The organism is Psychroflexus torquis ATCC 700755, assembly GCF_000153485.2.
Lineage (GTDB): Bacteria > Bacteroidota > Bacteroidia > Flavobacteriales > Flavobacteriaceae > Psychroflexus > Psychroflexus torquis.
Genome location: NC_018721.1, coordinates 924827 through 942428, shown reverse-complemented (window position 1 = coordinate 942428; position 17602 = coordinate 924827). Strand labels below are relative to the sequence as shown.

Here is a 17602-nt window from a genome sequence, read left to right as displayed (position 1 = left end):
TCACATCAGCAAATAAATTAGAATATTTACCTTTAATCTCAACTGGGTTTAACTCCCCGAGGCTTGCCTCGTGTTTTGAGGAAAGTTTGAAAACGGTTGGTTTTCATCAATCAAAAAAAAAGCCTTTTAAATGCCTCGAGGGCTTGCCTACAGGATTATTTAATAACTTAAAGCCAAATTAATGATCAATGTGTTTCCATACCTCTCAAATCCAAAAGGTAGAGCAAATCGAAAACCAATATAAGGTTAAACTCAGCGATAAAAGTCAGCGTGAGTTATTCGACCAGCCCCGTTACCATATCAACGGGTTTACACATTCTCATCTCCTTATCATTCCACAAGAGAAGCCCAGTGTCCTCGCAGCAGCGACCTGGGGCATCGCTCCAGAAAGCAAAAAAGTAAGTGAGCTAAAAGCCTATTATAAAGAAGCGGTGAAGTTTGGAGGGGGGCTTAATGCAAGAGCTGAGAAGACTTTTGAGCACTTTCTATATAGACAATCCATTTTCAGAAAGCGATGTGTTGTTCCTGTTTCTGCCTTTTTTGAGCCTCACGATCACAAAGGCAAAAAGTATCCATTTGTGTTTAAGCCTAAGTCAGAAGGCTCTCTATCCCTTGCAGGCTTATACACTCGCATAGACAATAAAGTCACCTTTACGATCCTGACTCAAAAGGCTTCTCCCTTGTTTGCTAGGATCCATAACAAAAAGAATCGGCAACCCGTTATTTTAAATGCTGAGCAAGCCGATCATTGGTTGGATAATGACTTAAAAGAAGGGGGGATTGAATATCTATTAAAGGCTCACTTTGATGAAGATCAGCTTAATACCTATGCAGTTAGTACTGATCTTTTCAGCCCCAAAATCGATTCGGATGTGGAAGAGATATTGAATAGGGTAGAGTATGAGGAGTTGGAGGTTTGAATGAGGTTGGATGAATTAAAGTATGATTAATGCAATGGATTTTGCTATCGCCTAGTATTTTAAATAAAGCTTTTGATTTACTGTTGAAAAAACATTTTTCCGTCAAATATTAATAATATTATTTCTTCTGCATCTCTATTATCAATCGTTATAAAGAGATGGTGCACAAAAAAGTGATTTACGATTTGCCAGCTGTAATTATAGATCTCATAGATACCAAGGGCGTAAGCGTGAAAAATTTATGAAACAGATAAAACCTAATGTGTAAAGAAACAGAACTTTCCTTTACACATTATAAAAGCGTGTAAAGATTTTTTGATTTTATTTACACGTTTTATAGACGTGTAGGCTTTTTTAATAATCTTGATATATCTTATAATCCCTATTTTTCTACAGATAATAAGCTCGGCACCGCAACATTTTTCAAATTTCAAAATGATATTTAATGCGAAGATGAATTTTTCAGTATAAATGTCAACGTTTTGGCTAAACGGTCGCTTTAATACTGCTTAGGTTTTGTTATCATTTGTTTTTGAATGGCCTCCAAATAGGTTCTTATTGAATAGTTTTCGCAATGTCCGCAAGTCGGTGAAAATAAAATTTCCGCATCAGATTTAGGATTGGTCGTAGACCTCAAATAACTGTCAAAGTCACGCATAGCATTATTCAAATAATAATTATCCATGTCGCCCATCCAGATGTGAATTTTCCCCTGAATTTTTGGACCTAGTTCCGACCAGTTTTCTTGTGCATATTTTAGTAAGTCGTATTTTTTCCAATGTTCTGCAACGATTGGATCAATAGCTCCCGTAATGGCATCAAATAGGGGCATAGGTAAACCATTTTTGTCTCTTTGACTACATACTGCATTCCACCCTCCCCATTGATTTCGAGAGGTGATATAAGAATTGGTATATCCTTCAACATTTTCCGTCTGAACTTCTTTTTTAATGCTAAACTCAGGTTCTCCCATTGTATTTCTTTTACTCGGTCGTTCTATTGAATTGTCGTTATAAAAGGCATTTTTATTTTCATAGATGTTGATGAGTTGCATTTTATAAAAGGATACAGGGTCTGCACTGTAAGAGAAACATCCACCAAAATCATCAGGATAGTATAACTGTAATGCTAAAGAAACCCAACCACCTGTCGAACAACCAGCAGTAAAACGAGCATCCGAAGTGCCTTCTGTTCTATATGTTTTGTCAATTTCAGGAATAATTTCATCAATCAATGCGCTGCCATAGGGTCCATTGTTTTCAGAATTAAGCTGATATGAGTCGCCAAACTGTCCATATCCATCTAGGAATACTGTAATGATTTGTGGAGCATCTTTCGATGTCCACCACCTTTGCGTTGTTGAATCTTGGACTATTCGATTAACTCGCATATATCTCGAACCATAACCTCCAATACTATAGCAAACAGGATATTTCTTTTTAGGATTATCTGCATAACCTGACGGAAGGAGCACAGCAGCATTAATACTAGTGGATTTACCCCACCATTCAGAGAGCACTTGACTTTCTAGTGAAAATTTCTTTATTAGATCATGTTCAACAAGGGTGGATTTCTCACCATCTTTATCAAATTCAGCTGAAATTTCTTGAGATTTTTCGTTGGTTAACTTTACTACTTTAGTAGACATGCTGTGCGGATGTTCTGCACGATTTTCTATTTTAGATTCATCCCAGCGAACTTGAAGGTAATAGGTCTTAAACGGAATGTTATTTAATGTCCAATTTGAAGTAGAGGTCCAACTGGTATTTGAATCTATTTCCAATACGTCATCTTTTTTCCAATTTTTTACATTGAGACCGAAAACCCAAGTGCTATCTTGATTTGCTGAAAAACTTATGGGCTGTCTGTTGTCTTTCAATGTGATATAAACCATTAATTTACCGGTGCCTTTAAAGGAATCTTGCATTTGTGGTGCGATGGAAAATTTAAAGGACATATCTTTTTTATTTTGCCCAAAAGAGGTAAAAAACAAAAAGGAGAACAGCAGAATACTTAGTGTTTTAGTCATGTTTGTTTAAATTAATGATAACACCCTTGTAAACCTTTTTCAAATCTTCAGTAAAGGGCATATATCTAGTATAGGAAGTTATTTATATTCAACTAAACTAGCACATCTTTATATTTTATCCAAGGCTTTCTATTCATCGCTAAAGTTCGAGTGTATTAACCACTGGTTATTCTTAAAACCCGTTGGCTGTGCTTTTAAAAAAAAGTCTATTACCCTTGGTAGCACTTGAAGGATAACTAAAACAAGCCTTTATTATGTTTCTCTGCCGTTTACAAACCCTTGGTCTTACCCTTAGTTATCAAGTTGAAAATTTCTTTTAATTCCTATTTAATGCTAATCCCGATCTTCTGGTAAAGGTGAAATCATAATATGTGCTCTGTGTGTTCCGGGATTCATAAGCCAAGGATGATTTGAAGCGGTTGGGATTTTTGGCAAACCGGTAGATTCTGATGTAGCCCAAGGCAGATATACCACATAGCGGAGCTGAGCTCCTTCAACTTTTGAGGTCTCAGAGTCATATAGGGTGTTTGCCCCAGAGTAGACATGCAATGTCGATCCACTAGGTATTTTAAGTTGACCTGATTTCATCTCTGTTTCCCGGGTATCATAGATTTCTTTTCCTGACTTTCCTTCTGCTCTTAAGGCTCTCCCTCTTGCCATGAAGGGTTCGAGGTCTTTGTGATAACAAGAGGCACTAAATCCATCCTGATTAGGATTATCTGTAAGCACTATAAATTCATTATCGCCTTCTTTCATCGTCACAAATTCACCTTTCATGTTATATCCAATAACTTTACATCCTGATCTACTTTCTTTGGGAGCAGTCATTAATGCTGTTGCCATTAGAGCCTCATCAGTATCAATTGCCTTTAATTGTTTATCGATACCATTCGATGCGCTTTTCGTTACAGTTTCCGTTTCAGAGGGCTCCTGAAGTAAGGTTTTTGTTTTATCTGAGCTATTACAGGAAATCAATAGTCCTGTAAAAATAAATGCTGTAATCATATGTTTCATGCTTTATTAATTTTTTAGAACTGTTATACTATTCGAAAGAGTAGATGGTTTGCTACGTTGATTAAACCTTTAAGTTAGCACTAAGATAGCATAGTTTTTTATTTCATTAAATCCTTTATTTCTTTTTTAAAACTTTCTCACTCAAGTAAGTAGTAAAATAATGGCGTATTCGTTTTCTGTCTTAGGAATTAAAATCCTCACATAAGGTTACCGAATTTTTGTTGCCTCACCCCATAAGGAGCGAAAACCCTAACTCAGTTGCTGGTTTTTTCAAGTCCTAAAAATGGGTGACACTTTTTTTTCGTAATTTTTTAAAACTGCAAAATATAAAGTTCTGAATTGAATCAGACGGTGTCTTATGGTCAACTTTTATACATTTAATTTTTTCAAAAAATTTGGCCAGTCGGTCGGTCATTGTTGTTTCTGAATATTGTTTGATTTCTATTCCGCTGCATTTTTTTGGTCCTTGTTTAGAAAATGTTCCAATAACAAAAATACCTGTCGGCTGAATACTTTTTTGAACTGTGTTGAGGTAGTTTTCAATTTCTAACTCTTGTGTCAAAAAGTGAAATGCTGCTCGGTCGTGCCAAAAGTCGTATTTCTCGGTCGGTCTGAAAGTAGCGACGTCTGCAACTATCCATTTTACTTTGTCTGCTCGCTCTCCAAGTCGTTGCTTCACTTTGTCAAGTGCTGTTGCTGAAATGTCTAAAACTGTAAGGTCTTGATAATTCAAGTTGAGTAAATTATCAACTAAAAAACTGTCACCACCGCCAATGTCAATTATTTTGGCAGAGGTCGGAATATTTAACTGTTTGAAGAAACTTAATGAAGTTTCAGGTGTCGGTTGAAACCAACTAACGTCTTCAAATTGTTTTGTCTGGTAGATTGTTTCCCAATGTTTTTTTCTATTGAAATTTTCCATTTTATGTCTGTCTTTTTATGTGTTGCACAGTAGCCAAATAAGCCTGTCTTCAACCTCCGTATAAACCTTATTTAAATCTTGACTATAAAGTACATTTCTATTAAAGGTGTTGTTTTTTATTTTCAACTAAACTAAAACTTTTGTGTATTTTCTACAAAGGGATTTTTATTCATCGCTGTATTCAAGATTCTAAGGCAACATATATTTGCCAGTATCTTTGAGTATATGTTGTGGCGTATTTTAGCACGAACCTCTACAAGCAAAAACTGACTTTGGTAAATCCATGGATTTTCCAAATGGGCACGGACCCAGCCAAAGCATAAACAAGGTACTGTTTTTACTGCTTTTCCATATTGGCTGTTAAGTTCAGTTCTTAATTTAATAATTCGACATTGAAATTAATTTTTGCATTTAATGCCTTAAAAACTTTCAAAATTGTTTCAAATCGAGCGTCAGTCAAATGATTTTCGAGTTTCGAAATCTGTGATTTCTGGACTCCGACCAACTCTCCAAGCTGGGTTTGTGTTAAGTTTCGTTCTTTTCGAGCTTGTTTGATTGCGTTTCCGATTAAGTCGAGCCGAAGTTCGTTCTCGAATTCGTCTCTTTTTGGCGTTTCTTTTTTTCCGATATGTTTGTCGGTCACTTTGTCCAAACTGTAAGTTTTCATTTCTTTCTTTTCCATATCATTATTTTTTAGCCTTAAAATAGTTTTTCATTAGTCGTTTGGTTTTCTCAATTTCCTTTTAGGTGTCTTTGCTGTTTTCTTTTCAATTCCATGAGCTGATATGACGACAGTTTCGAATTTATCTGTTTTGTACCAAAAGGCAAAAAGGCGGTATTTAGTTGTGTTGTGAAGAGTTTAAAATTCTTAAACCTTGTTATTCAGTTTTTAAAGAGTTCATTGTTATTCACAACTTAAGCTTTTCGGATGTTGTAAATGATTTTCTCAAGTGCCTTTTCGTTGTATTAGTTTAAAATTTCGTTCACTTCCTCCAGTAATTGACCTTAAATTTCTGATTCAATGAACTCTATTCGTTCGACAAACATAAATGTTTCTTATTTAGGAAACAATCAGTTTTGAGACGAATTTCCGCATTTACAATTCTGCCGATTCTGTTCAGGTTTAAGAAGAGCTCACAATGAGGTGATTATCTAAAGGACGTTATGCATAATTGTGATTAAGAGTGATGTCATAATCCCATTGAGATCCTTTTTAGTTTAAAATAGCGCTAATTTAAAAAACAGCTTGTTCTATTTATGCTAACATAAGAGGGGCAGGGGCAAAGTGATATTCGGCTGGTAATTAATGTTTAGGGATGTTAGCGGATATGCACTAAAAATAATGTCGTTTATAGACATAAAAAAAGCTGCTCCTATTTGGGAGCAGCTTTTTAGTAATTTTATGGATACTATCCTCTTTTATGACTTCTTTTTGAGCCAGAGGAACGAGTTGCGTTTTTATTGGAACTTGTTCTAGAGCTTTTAGCTTGCGTATTTCTCGACGTAGAATTTTCCGAATTTACAGCAGTGTTATTTCTGTTTGCTGATCTTGTAGTCGCCGAACTTCTCTTTGGAGTTGTATGGCGAGTTGATCTTGTAACCTCTGGTTTGTTATTGATTCTACTATCACGAGTCACTGCTCTTTCTGTGCGGTTCACTCTGTTATCAACATTAGCATTTGTGTTTCTATTAGTTCTAGTTGTAGCTGAATGCTTTGTTGTCGCATCACCTACGTTTAGCGTTGCAGATCTCGAGGTGTTTCTTGCATTTCTAGCAGTAGTGGAGATAGTTCTATCACTTCTATTGTTTACAGCTTCCCTATTTATTCCATTTCTTGAAGAAGATCTTGTATTGGTGGCGGTTGTATGACGTCCACTAGTTCTTTGCGTGGCCACGGAACTTCTACTGCTATTAGTTCTTGTCACCTGACTTCTTCCGGTAACAATAGCTTGTCTGCTTCTCGATACCCTATTGTTTTCGGCTATAGCTCTCCCACGGGCATTGCGTTGTCCTCTTTCAAAACTTCTATAATTCACTTGATCATAAGGTCTGTAGAAGTTACGTCTCACATTTGATCGCGCATAATACCCATTATAATAGGACGGTGTATTCCAGTAGTTTCTGTGATAAGACCAGGCATAGCGAAGTGGGAAATAGGATAATCTGTATGGCGTATAGTAAACAATACATCTATTTACCAGTGGGACACTATAGAAATTGTGCCATGGTTGGTAAATATAGTTTCTATTGTATACATTGATGTATCCGCTATAATAATCGATGATACCAGGTCTGCTGTAGAAAACATTCATGTTACCTATATGGTTAATATAACCACCACGGTAGTTTATTAAAACCTCACCTATCTGGATAACACGACCATAAGAGTCATAGAATACAGGTGTTTCTTCTATTTGTATAACAGCACCATAAGAATCATACTGAACAAAGCGGTTGTAATTATAACCCGTGTTGAATGATACCTGTAAGTTTCCAGTGTTTACATAAAGATCGATACCGTTTCTATCTTGCAAATAGTTAAAATCAAATTGACCATCAGGAAATACAGCAAACTCGATTCCATCTTGATTAAAAATAAAGTTATTTGTATACGTACGGGAGTGGCTGTTATTTTCTGCATTTGAAAAACCAATTCCAAAAAGAAAAACGAGTGTAAGAGTAAATAGCTTTTTCATAACTATAGGTATTAGTATCAGCACTTCTTTGTACTGATACTAATACCTAATCAACCAGCATGCCAAACCCTAAAATGCTTATGCAGCAAGAGATCCTATCTGTGTTTCTTATAGTGTATAAATCTTTAAATCAGGTATTTAAATTTATTTTATCGAAATAGTATTTTTTTAAATAGCGGCACTCTTAGGAATTTTTATTTCTGAAGAACTCTCCTTTTTTGCATCCAAACGAAAGGTTTTATTTGGCTGCCCATCAAAACATAAATTTCAGGTTGTGGGAGTATCATACCAAATTAAACTTAAAATGTCGCCATAAATCGTTTTACCGAAATGAATTCGGCACAGGCTATTTTCGACTTTTTTATCAAAAAATCTGTGCTAAGCAAGGTCGTAGTATAATTCAATTTATTCATTCGGCATTATAAATATAATTTGGAATTATGTATGAAAGTGTTAGTTTAGATGAAAATAAAACAACGTCCTTAATAGATATATACCCTATAATAAAGATTTGAATGGGGTTTATAAGGATGTTGTGTTTCATTCAAAAAATACCCACCGCACATTAAGCACATTTGGTTTTTTTCCGACACATAGAGCCAACCCCGAAAAAACCAAAAGAGCTCAACCTTCCCCCGCTCACCGAATGATACAAATCCTTTTTATACACTAAAAAACGGTGTATTAAATCTTTATTACTATCTTGCAAGCTTAATCCTAACGGAGAATGAACAGAATAAAAAAAGTACTCGAAGAAAAAGGTATTAAGCAAAAATGGTTGGCTGAAAAATTAGACAAAAGCTACAACATTGTGAATGGTTATGTGCAAAACAGACAACAACCAAGACTGGAAATATTAATGAATATTGCTGAAATACTTGATGTTGACGTGAAAGATTTGATAATATCTACCAAAGAAATATAGTTTATAGGATATGGAGGAAAACAATCAAAATATAGACGAAAACCAAATTCTAAATGAACCATTAGAAGCAGGTGATGGTACAGAGAAAGAGCAAATAGATGATAGTTTGGAATTAATGGAAAAACCATTTGATCCTACTTTAATTAAAATTGAAACTAATACACCTAACTTAAATTCATTAATAAGAAGAATAGAAGATAATAGTATTCAAATGAATACATCTAACTATTTTCAAAGAGGTGATGATTTATGGAACAAAACCCAGCAAAGTAGATTAATAGAAAGTATATTAATACGTTTTCCGCTACCTGCATTTTTCTTTGATGCAAGTGACAATAATAATTGGTTAATTGTAGATGGCTTACAAAGATTAAGCAGTATTAGAAATTTTGCTGTTTTAAAAAACCACCCATTAACTAACTTAGAATTTCTGACACATCTCAACGGTAAATATTGGGACGATTTACCTGCAAATCTAAAACGTGATATTGAAGAAGCACAAGTTGTAATTTACAAAATAATGCCAGGAACACCACCTGATGTAAAGTTCAATATTTTCAAAAGAATTAATACAGGTGGTTTAGTTTTAGAATCCCAAGAAATTCGACACGCTTTATTTCAAGGCAGACCTTCTGAATTTATAAGTGAATTAGCGAAAAATGAAGATTTTCTAAAAGCAACAGAACACAGAATAAATCCTCGTAGAATGTTAGACCGTGATTTTGCTAATCGGTTTTTAAGTTTTTATATGTTGGGTGTTGAAAATTATGGCACAAAAGAGTTTGGTCAAGATTTAGATTCCTATATGAGTAAAGCAATGGCAACTATATATGATAAAAAAGAAGAAGAACTTTCAGATATAAAAACAGCGTTTTCTAAATCAATGAAATTAGCAAAAGCCATTTTTAAGGACGAAGCATTTAGAAAGGTCTATAAAGACTACCAAAGAAAACCCCCTATAAATAAAGCCTTATTTGACACCCTTTCTACGCAACTTGCCCTATTAACAGATAAAGAGCAAGAAGTATTAAAAAGCAATAAAGGCAAGTTTAAACGCCTACTTAAAAACACCTTAGCAGAAGATGAACATTTGTTTACATCACTAACAAGTTCTACAGGTAATAAAACCAAGACACAATACAGACATAATAAGGTTAAAGAACTAATTCAAGATGTAATAAAGGACAGAATATGATAGAATCAATAGAAATAAAAAACTTCAAATCCATTAAAGAAAAACATTTTAATCTTAAAAACTTAAATGTGTTATTGGGTTTAAACGGTCAAGGAAAATCTTCTTTTATTCAATCTTTATTATTGTTAAGACAATCGGATAAAATACAAAAAGGTACACTTCGCCTAAATGGTAATTTGATAAATATTGGCACATCTAGTGATGCTTTATATCAATACAATAAAAGCAATATGGAGTTTAATCTTAAATTTTCAACAACTGAACACAATTTAGTTTTTGACTATATACAAGGCTCAGATATTTTTACAATAGAAAAATTAGTTGAATATCAAGCTATTATTAACGAAGGTGAAGGCTTATTTAATAATAAGTTTCAATATCTAAATGCAGATAGAATTGCACCTACATCTACACATAAAAGAAGTTACTCTAATGCTTTCATTGAAAGAAATATTGGTTCTAAAGGAGAATACACTGTTGATTTTTTACAAATAAATGGTAACGACCCTATTGCTTTCGATAATTGCATTCATCCAAAAACAACGATAACAACTACTAATAAAGGAGAAAAATTTAAAGTTAAAGAATTAATTCATCAAGTAAATCTTTGGTTAGGTGAAATATCGCCAGAAGTAAATGTAAAAACAGAACATATTACCTCTGATATTGTAGAACTCGCTTTTGAGTTTGATCAACCAACTTTTGGAGAAACAAACGCTTTTAAACCAGAAAATGTTGGTTTTGGTATTTCTTATGCCCTACATGTAGTTACAGCATTATTAGCAGCACAAAAAGGCGCGTTAGTTATCATAGAAAACCCCGAAAGTCATATTCATCCAAGAGGGCAAGCAGAATTAGGTAAACTAATTGCTTTAGTGGCTCAAAATGATGTGCAAATTATTATAGAAACACATTCAGACCATATTGTAAATGGTATTAGAGTTGGTGTAAAAGAAGAACCTACTTTAAAAGATAAAACCACACTATTCTACTTCAAAAAAATTGTAGACGAGGATGAACAATTTTCTTCTATAACCGACATTTTGATAGATAAAAATGGAACTCTTAGTGACTACCCTGAAAATCTTTTAGACGAATGGAGTAACCAATTGGCTAAATTAATATAGGTATGGAGTTGTTTTTAAATGAACTAAGTATTTATCCTGTTTCAGTTGATAAATATATAGCAAGGGACAAAATGAAATCATTTATCCAATCGGTCGCCAAAGCAAAAAACAACGGTTTTAAGAAAATATTTTCTGATAAGTATACTTACGAAATTGAATTGGCCTCTAATTATTCCCTAAAAGATTGGTTTATAGATAAAGAAGTCTCTCATGATTTAAAAAACTTTTTATTTGACTTTATTGTCCCCCCTTACATTAATGAAAATGATGAAACTATTTATAGTGAATATATTAATTCCGGATATTTTTTTGAAGATGAGGAGCATAATTATGCTAAATCATCTTGTATTGGATTAGCAGCAGCGCATTTATATGAAAGTCTTACAATTAGTTTTTCATCAGGACAAGTATGGCAAAGAAATCAATTACCTCTAATAATAGAAAAAGGGTCTGAATCAGAAACAGTTTTAAAATTCAATCTATTTAATAAAGAATCCTTTGATGATCCGAGTTTATCGGAATTTATAGAAAACTTAGGAGAGGTTGAGCTTATTGAAGCTACTATATTACCGAAAGACAAAGCTATTCATATAGCTGACCATCACGGACAAAATGAATTAGACACATTGAGTAAAAGAATAAGAAATAGTCCTTATGTTGTATCTATACGTTCCACTAATTGGGGAGGTAAACAGTTTATTAGAAAAGTTCATAATACTGGTGTTATTGAAATTGTATTAGTTAATTCTCAAAGAGAATATGCTCTTTTGATACAAACAACAGGCAGAAATTATAGAGAAACTAAAGAAATAGCCAATAAATTAAAAGATAGATATTCCTAAAATTGGTTAAAGGCTCACAGGATTCAATGTAATTAATAGACAGAATGTAATAGCCAACGCATAATGCCATACACATTGCCAAGTCGCTCGAAAAGCCAGCTGCGCGAGCCAAAACTTGTCAAAGAGTATGCCTTTGCCAACGCTACAAACGGAACTGGAAATAAAGAACGAAAACACAACAATATGTATGGTGTCGTAGCACCCTTTGGGATGCTACGACACCATACATGGAACGTTATAAGTAAGGCAAAAAGCGAAATATGAAAATAGTATTTGTAGTAATTGGAATTATTGTCCTGTTAATCATGGTGTTTATAATTTACAGATATTTTGCATCTAAAAAAGAAAGTGCTCAAACTCACAAATTGAGATCTGAAAGAATTCAACCTATTCACGAAAAATTAGAAAACGGAGAAGAAATAACAAAGGAAGATGTTATTGAATATACAAAAGATAATAAGACACGTGAAATGACTCATCAAATACTATCTGAACACGATAAAATGGAACTGTTCCCAAAAGAGTACTTGACTATTGAAAGTGGTGCCGAAAGTAGTTTAGTTAACTGGCTTGAATTCCCAACTGAATTAGATAAAGCACCTGATGAGATAAGACATCTTGAAAAGGTGAAAATAGAATTTGACGGAAATGATGTGTTTTATCACGTTTTTAAGTATATGACAAATGAACCGCATTGGGCTGCAAAAGATGGATGGATGTTAGGAGTAGTTGGACCATATTTTGAGGATAGTAAACCTTATGATTTTCCTGCAGCAACTTTTAGCCGATGCAGTAGTAGAGTTGGAGAAATAGAACCTGAAGAAGAAGCAAAATGGGTTCACGAAAATATCGCATTGAAAAGATAAAAGCCCTACTTACAACAATGGCTATAATTAATACGGGTTTTGGTGCTTAACCCAAAGTTTAATGCTTTTAAGTAAGTCCGCCAAATCTTTTGATTTGGCTTTAGAACAAAAAAAGATAAAACAAAATAAAAAGATTTGGCTAAGTGCTTAATCGAAAGTTCACTACTTTTAATTATAGTAATAACCATAGTCGGGTCGTTTGCAATTATTAGAAAAAACACCAAATGAATAAAAAACTCTTTCTATTATTAACAATTGGACTAAATTTTTTGTTGCTAAGCTGTAAACAAACAAATTCTAATCAACCGTATTTAAACCAAACTCCGCCTATTACAATTCCAAAATTATTTGCTCCGTTAATTGTTAACACGGACAGCATTGAAATTAATACGGTGTTTAACTCCTCTTTTACCGAAATGTTTTTTACAAGAATTATTAATAAAAAATTTGTTATTCATCATTCTGAATTAATTGAAGGTAATTGGAATTTGCCAAAACCTATACAAATGTTTATTGACCAAGAAAAAGAGTCAGTTGCGATTGACCCTTCAATTAGCCAAGACGGGAATACAATGTATTTTCTTGGTATTAGTCCAGAAGACCATTTAAAAAAGTCTAAGCCTGACATTTACAAAAGCCAAAAAAATAATGGTAAATGGCAATTAGCGACAAAAGTTGAACACCCTATATCAACACAAGAATATGCAGAATCATACCCTGTTGTAGTTGCAGACGGAAGTTTGTACTTCACATCTGACAGGCCCGGTAGCTTAGGTAAAAGAGACATTTATCGTGCTCAGTATTTAGGAGATGGGAAGTTTGACTCTCCAATAAATATTGGTCCTGAAGTAAATTCTGAAAAAGGAGAAAGAAGTACTTATGTTTCACCTGATGAAAGTTTCTTAATAACTGCCAATACATATTCTAATGAAAAGGGGTTTGCGGTATCTTTCAAAAAAAATGGCAAATGGCAAAGGCCTACTTTTTTTAACCTTGGAGAGAATATAAATGAAGATTGGAATTATTACTGTCCCTATATGTCGCCTGACAATAATTATTTTTTCTTCTCGAAAAGATATAGTTCTCCTGTAAATAGTGGATGGAAAGGAGTGACGAAAGGTGAAGTGTATTGGGTTAAATCAAATGAGATTTTTAAACATAAAGAAAAATAACAATTGCTAACAAAGCACAAAAATAGTAAGAGTTAAGTTCCAAACTCAAAAGTTGATGCATATTAACAAAGTATATCAAACCTAAAGGTAAGTGCGTTTTAATCCCTACATAAGCGTTGCAGTAGCTATGAATAGAAGTGGAACATCAACAGAGTTGTTTGATATCGCATTTAAAAAAGCAGAATTATTTATAATAGAGAAAAAATAACTGTTGCAAAAACATGTAAAATTAATTGCTTTATTTTAGCATACTTACGAAAGTCTTCGCAAATTTTCTATTCCGCTTGTACTTGCAGAGTTAAGTGCTAACCCGAGCAAATACCTATATAAGAGACCGTAAGCAACAATTATTAGAGTATGTTAACTGAAATGGAGTTTACAATCGATTTTCTTCCTGCAAAAAAGAGAAACTCCTGAGCTTATTCAGCTTTATATTTGACTAATACCAATTCAGCATTCAAATGCCGTATAAAATCAGTTTCTTTTTCACTTACTAATCGTCATAAAATAGAACCGTAACTATTGCTATGCTTATATTTTTTTCCTCAACTAAGTAAAAAATAATTCAAATTTTTAATGCATCATTTAAAAACTAAATTGGTATAAATAGATAATCTGTTGTCCTATTTTGATACTACTTTTGATATAATTAATTTTTTCATTCACACAAAAACCTGTCATTAAATAGACCAATAATATGCTGTCACCTAAAAGAGTTAGGCTCGTAAAAAAGATCATACCACATATTATTTTCTTCCTGTTTGGTGGTTTGCTTTATATTATCATAGAACGAAGCACTTTGGGCAATATTGACCATTACCCTGAGACAGGCAACTATTACAATTTCTGGGTCTCTTTGAATACAGTGTTGATTCAATCTTTTATTTTGGGGCTCATCTTTGGTATTCTGGAGGAATACATCTTCAAAAACGTGCTGCAGAGAAAACCATTCTTGATTAAGCTGATTCTGAAGACCATTTTTTACGTGGTAATTATTTTTGCAATAGCGATTATTTCTAATTTAATTCTAAATCTTTGGAGAATGAATCTTACCCAATCAGATTCAGATTTGATTCGTCCCGTTGTAAATTTCACATTCAATTATTTGTTTTTAACCACTCTGGGCTACACCTTTGTTCTTATAGGAACAAGTCTTTTTTATTCAGAAATGGTAGATTACATTGGCTTAAGGGCGATTACTAATTTTTTTACAGGCAAATATTCTAAATCTAAAGTGGAGGATCGTGTATTTATGTTTCTGGACATGAAATCTTCAACCACCATCGCAGAGAAAATTGGACATAAACAGTACTATCAATTGCTCAACGATTATTATCGAGACATGACAAGTGCAATCGTATCGACTGAAGGTGAAATATATCAATATGTTGGTGACGAAATTGTTGTGTCTTGGTATTATAAAAAAGGAATCAAAGACAATAATTGCGTTCGATGTTTTTTCTTAATCAAGGATCAAATGGAAAAACGTTCCTCGTCTTACCAACAAAAGTTTGGAGTTGTTCCAAGATTTAAAGCAGGAATTCACTCCGGACAAGTAACAGCTGGGTCAGTTGGTGTAATCAAGAAGGAAATTCTTTTTACAGGGGATGTGCTAAATACCACTGCTCGTATACAAGGTCAATGTAATGAAGAGGGTGTGGATCTACTCATTTCACAAACGTTGGAAGCCGTCTTGGATCTGGGAAAGAAGTATGAAGCTCAAGCCAAAGGCTCTTTCGAGTTGAGAGGTAGAGACCAGATGATTGACCTCTTTTCAGTTGACCGAATTTAGCGTCCATAGATACATTTCATAGAAGCCGACCAAGGAGGATAATTATACGACAATGGACATGTTGTTGCTAACAAATAATAAGATCAATGAAGGGAAGTCGCTATTTGCATATTTTGGAAAGGAAAAGCTCACTTTAGAGATATTCAAGGTAGATACTCTCACTGGTCTTATACCAAATTATATTTATAATGCCGTATGAATAAATTGAATTATACTACGACGTAGCTCAGCACAGGTTTTTTGATTTATTGAAATCAAAAATAACTAGCATAGCCTTTGCTACGGTAATTATTTTTGATGAAAAGCAGGCGAAAAAAGCCTGTGCCGAATTCGTATCGGTAAAACGATTTATTGCGTCATTATAGGTCTAATTTGGTATTATTTAGATGTTAGCTGTTATTAGAAAAAAATGGCGGAGTTAAATAAACCCACTTTTAATTATAAAACAGTCATACTAATTTTAGGAATCACACTCATTTTATTTTACTAAACCTGCATATTGGGATAATTTTGATCTTAGTCAGACAGGTCAAATCGGCGATACAATTGGTGGAATAACTGCGCCAATAATTAATGTAATTGGAGCGATTTTAATTTCTTTTAAAGCGCAATTAAAAGCTAACAAAATTTAATTCCTATTTTTATCAATAGAAATTGAGAACCAAAAAAAGGATAGAAAGCTCCAAATTATTTTAGAGTTATTTCAATCTTTAAAAAATGATTATTTCACTAAACTTGAGTACGCAGATAATTTATTAATAAAAGAGTCTGAAAAACACAAAATAAAAAGCGGCATGTAAGGCATATTAAAGTCAAATATTGAATTTAAAAAGCGCGAAAACAACAAGGGCTAACAATTTATATAAAACATAGCTATTATAGGCTTTTACAGAGGTTTTTGTCTATTTACAAAGTGTGCCAAATTTTAATTTTGTTACGTTTAGAGAAAGAAAAATAAACATAAAAATTTAAAATTCGGCTTGGTTGAATTCAAGTATGCTTATATGTTTTTCTTCAATCCATCCAAAAACATGTGCTAAGCAACGTCGTAGTATAATTCAATTTATTCATTCGGCGTTATAAATATAATTAGGTATTAGAAGTAGATCCTCTGTAAAATCCAATTAAAAAATCTACAAACCATTTTATAGCTAAAAATATAAACCATACTACAGCTATTGAAATATGCCATAAAACCTTAATAATATTTATAAAAAGACTCACTGCTAAAAAGAGTAATTGAAGCGTAGCTGCATTTTTACCTCTTAGCTGTACACCTCCTAATTTAAAACTCGAGTAATTGGGTTTAAATAAATTATAAGAGCCTCTTTTGTTTTTTATGGACGTACTCACACCCCCTTTTGAAATATTAAAGTTGAAAGGACCACTTTTATATCGACCTATAAATTGAAAATTTCCACGTTGAAACCCCATTCTAGCCCCTTTAAATAGTCTTTTATGAAGCCTAACACCATGATTGGTATTTATAGTAGCTCCATAGCCCTCCTTTGACAGTGTTTTAGTAGCAGAAACCCCTCCTGTTCTAGAAACACGGAGAATCTTACCGCGATATTCTATCCTCTTTTTTGGTGGTTTACTATTTTCAGACATTGATGAATTATTCTTTGATACCTTTTAAAGTTAATAAATTTTCAACTTTAATATTGGTCTAATGTGTATAGAGTGTACTGACTGAGCTGGTCTGTATTTTACATCGCTAAATAGCTATAAAATGCATTTAAATTTAATCAATTTAAATCAATCTTCCAATCACCTCTCTAAAATTTTTACCTGTGATCACTTCTAGATCTTGTCTCGCCGATAGTGCTAGTCCTATATATCTTGTTAACTGGTCTGAGATTTGCAAGTAAGGGAGAATTAGAAGAGTCGGCCCTTTACTAATTTTAGACCACATTTATCGAACCATCTGCTAACACCTATAGAATTACACAAACAAAACAAACTCAAAACAATACAAACCAAAAAAGCTTAACGATGCTAGCATCGTTAAGCTTTTTGTTATAAATCTAATTCTTGGGTCGACACCGAAAAAGGATTTTAATAAAAATTTTGTCACTTCGAGTGTTTTTTTACGAGCGATA

The 17602-nt window shown here is 33.4% G+C and carries 14 protein-coding genes; 8 read left to right on the top strand and 6 right to left on the bottom strand.

Features of this window, described 5'->3' with window-relative positions:
• Positions 1 to 188 precede the first annotated feature (188 nt).
• Positions 189 to 920 carry an SOS response-associated peptidase gene (locus tag P700755_RS04115; protein WP_015023480.1) on the top strand — a complete coding sequence of 244 codons (732 nt, stop codon included), beginning with the start codon at positions 189 to 191 and terminating at the stop codon, positions 918 to 920.
• A gap of 499 nt (positions 921 to 1419) precedes the next feature.
• On the opposite strand, the gene P700755_RS04110 is transcribed toward P700755_RS04115, so the two are convergent.
• From P700755_RS04110 to P700755_RS04090, 5 genes are all read right to left on the bottom strand, one after another.
• A complete protein-coding gene (locus P700755_RS04110) occupies positions 1420 to 2877 on the bottom strand; it encodes an alpha/beta hydrolase (protein WP_245536002.1) in 1458 nt (485 codons plus the stop codon).
• Positions 2878 to 3282: 405 nt separating this feature from the next.
• The gene (locus P700755_RS04105; RefSeq protein ID WP_015023478.1) at positions 3283 to 3963 is read right to left on the bottom strand and encodes a hypothetical protein; all 681 of its coding nucleotides are present in this window, start codon (positions 3961 to 3963) and stop codon (positions 3283 to 3285) included.
• Between the two features lie 277 nt (positions 3964 to 4240).
• On the bottom strand, positions 4241 to 4885 hold the full coding sequence (locus tag P700755_RS04100; RefSeq protein ID WP_015023477.1) for a class I SAM-dependent methyltransferase: 645 nt from the start codon (positions 4883 to 4885) through the stop codon (positions 4241 to 4243).
• 373 nt (positions 4886 to 5258) lie between these two features.
• Positions 5259 to 5567, bottom strand: a complete 309-nt coding sequence (locus P700755_RS04095) for a helix-turn-helix domain-containing protein (protein ID WP_015023476.1) — start codon at positions 5565 to 5567, stop codon at positions 5259 to 5261.
• 727 nt (positions 5568 to 6294) lie between these two features.
• Positions 6295 to 7581: a hypothetical protein gene (locus P700755_RS04090; protein WP_015023475.1), complete on the bottom strand. Its 1287-nt coding sequence runs from the start codon at positions 7579 to 7581 to the stop codon at positions 6295 to 6297.
• 727 nt (positions 7582 to 8308) lie between these two features.
• Between P700755_RS04090 and P700755_RS04085 the strand changes: the two genes are divergently transcribed.
• The 7 genes from P700755_RS04085 (at position 8309) to P700755_RS04050 (ending at position 15500) form a co-directional block, all read left to right on the top strand.
• The gene (locus tag P700755_RS04085) at positions 8309 to 8506 is read left to right on the top strand and encodes a helix-turn-helix domain-containing protein (protein ID WP_015023474.1); all 198 of its coding nucleotides are present in this window, start codon (positions 8309 to 8311) and stop codon (positions 8504 to 8506) included.
• Between the two features lie 10 nt (positions 8507 to 8516).
• The gene (locus P700755_RS04080; RefSeq protein WP_015023473.1) at positions 8517 to 9701 is read left to right on the top strand and encodes a DUF262 domain-containing protein; all 1185 of its coding nucleotides are present in this window, start codon (positions 8517 to 8519) and stop codon (positions 9699 to 9701) included.
• A complete protein-coding gene (locus tag P700755_RS04075; RefSeq protein WP_015023472.1) occupies positions 9698 to 10828 on the top strand; it encodes a DUF3696 domain-containing protein in 1131 nt (376 codons plus the stop codon). The genes P700755_RS04080 and P700755_RS04075 overlap by 4 nt, the downstream gene beginning before the upstream one ends.
• 2 nt (positions 10829 to 10830) lie before the next feature.
• Positions 10831 to 11670, top strand: coding sequence for a hypothetical protein (locus P700755_RS04070; RefSeq protein WP_015023471.1), 840 nt, complete (start codon positions 10831 to 10833; stop codon positions 11668 to 11670).
• 260 nt (positions 11671 to 11930) lie between these two features.
• The gene (locus tag P700755_RS04060; protein WP_015023469.1) at positions 11931 to 12536 is read left to right on the top strand and encodes a hypothetical protein; all 606 of its coding nucleotides are present in this window, start codon (positions 11931 to 11933) and stop codon (positions 12534 to 12536) included.
• A 224-nt stretch (positions 12537 to 12760) separates the two neighbouring features.
• Positions 12761 to 13708, top strand: coding sequence for a TolB-like translocation protein (locus P700755_RS04055; RefSeq protein ID WP_015023468.1), 948 nt, complete (start codon positions 12761 to 12763; stop codon positions 13706 to 13708).
• A gap of 1042 nt (positions 13709 to 14750) precedes the next feature.
• Positions 14751 to 15500 carry an adenylate/guanylate cyclase domain-containing protein gene (locus P700755_RS04050; protein WP_157609247.1) on the top strand — a complete coding sequence of 250 codons (750 nt, stop codon included), beginning with the start codon at positions 14751 to 14753 and terminating at the stop codon, positions 15498 to 15500.
• Between the two features lie 1089 nt (positions 15501 to 16589).
• Here the strand turns inward: P700755_RS04050 and P700755_RS04045 are convergent.
• Positions 16590 to 17111, bottom strand: a complete 522-nt coding sequence (locus P700755_RS04045; RefSeq protein ID WP_015023465.1) for a hypothetical protein — start codon at positions 17109 to 17111, stop codon at positions 16590 to 16592.
• Between the last annotated feature and the right edge of the window lie 491 nt (positions 17112 to 17602).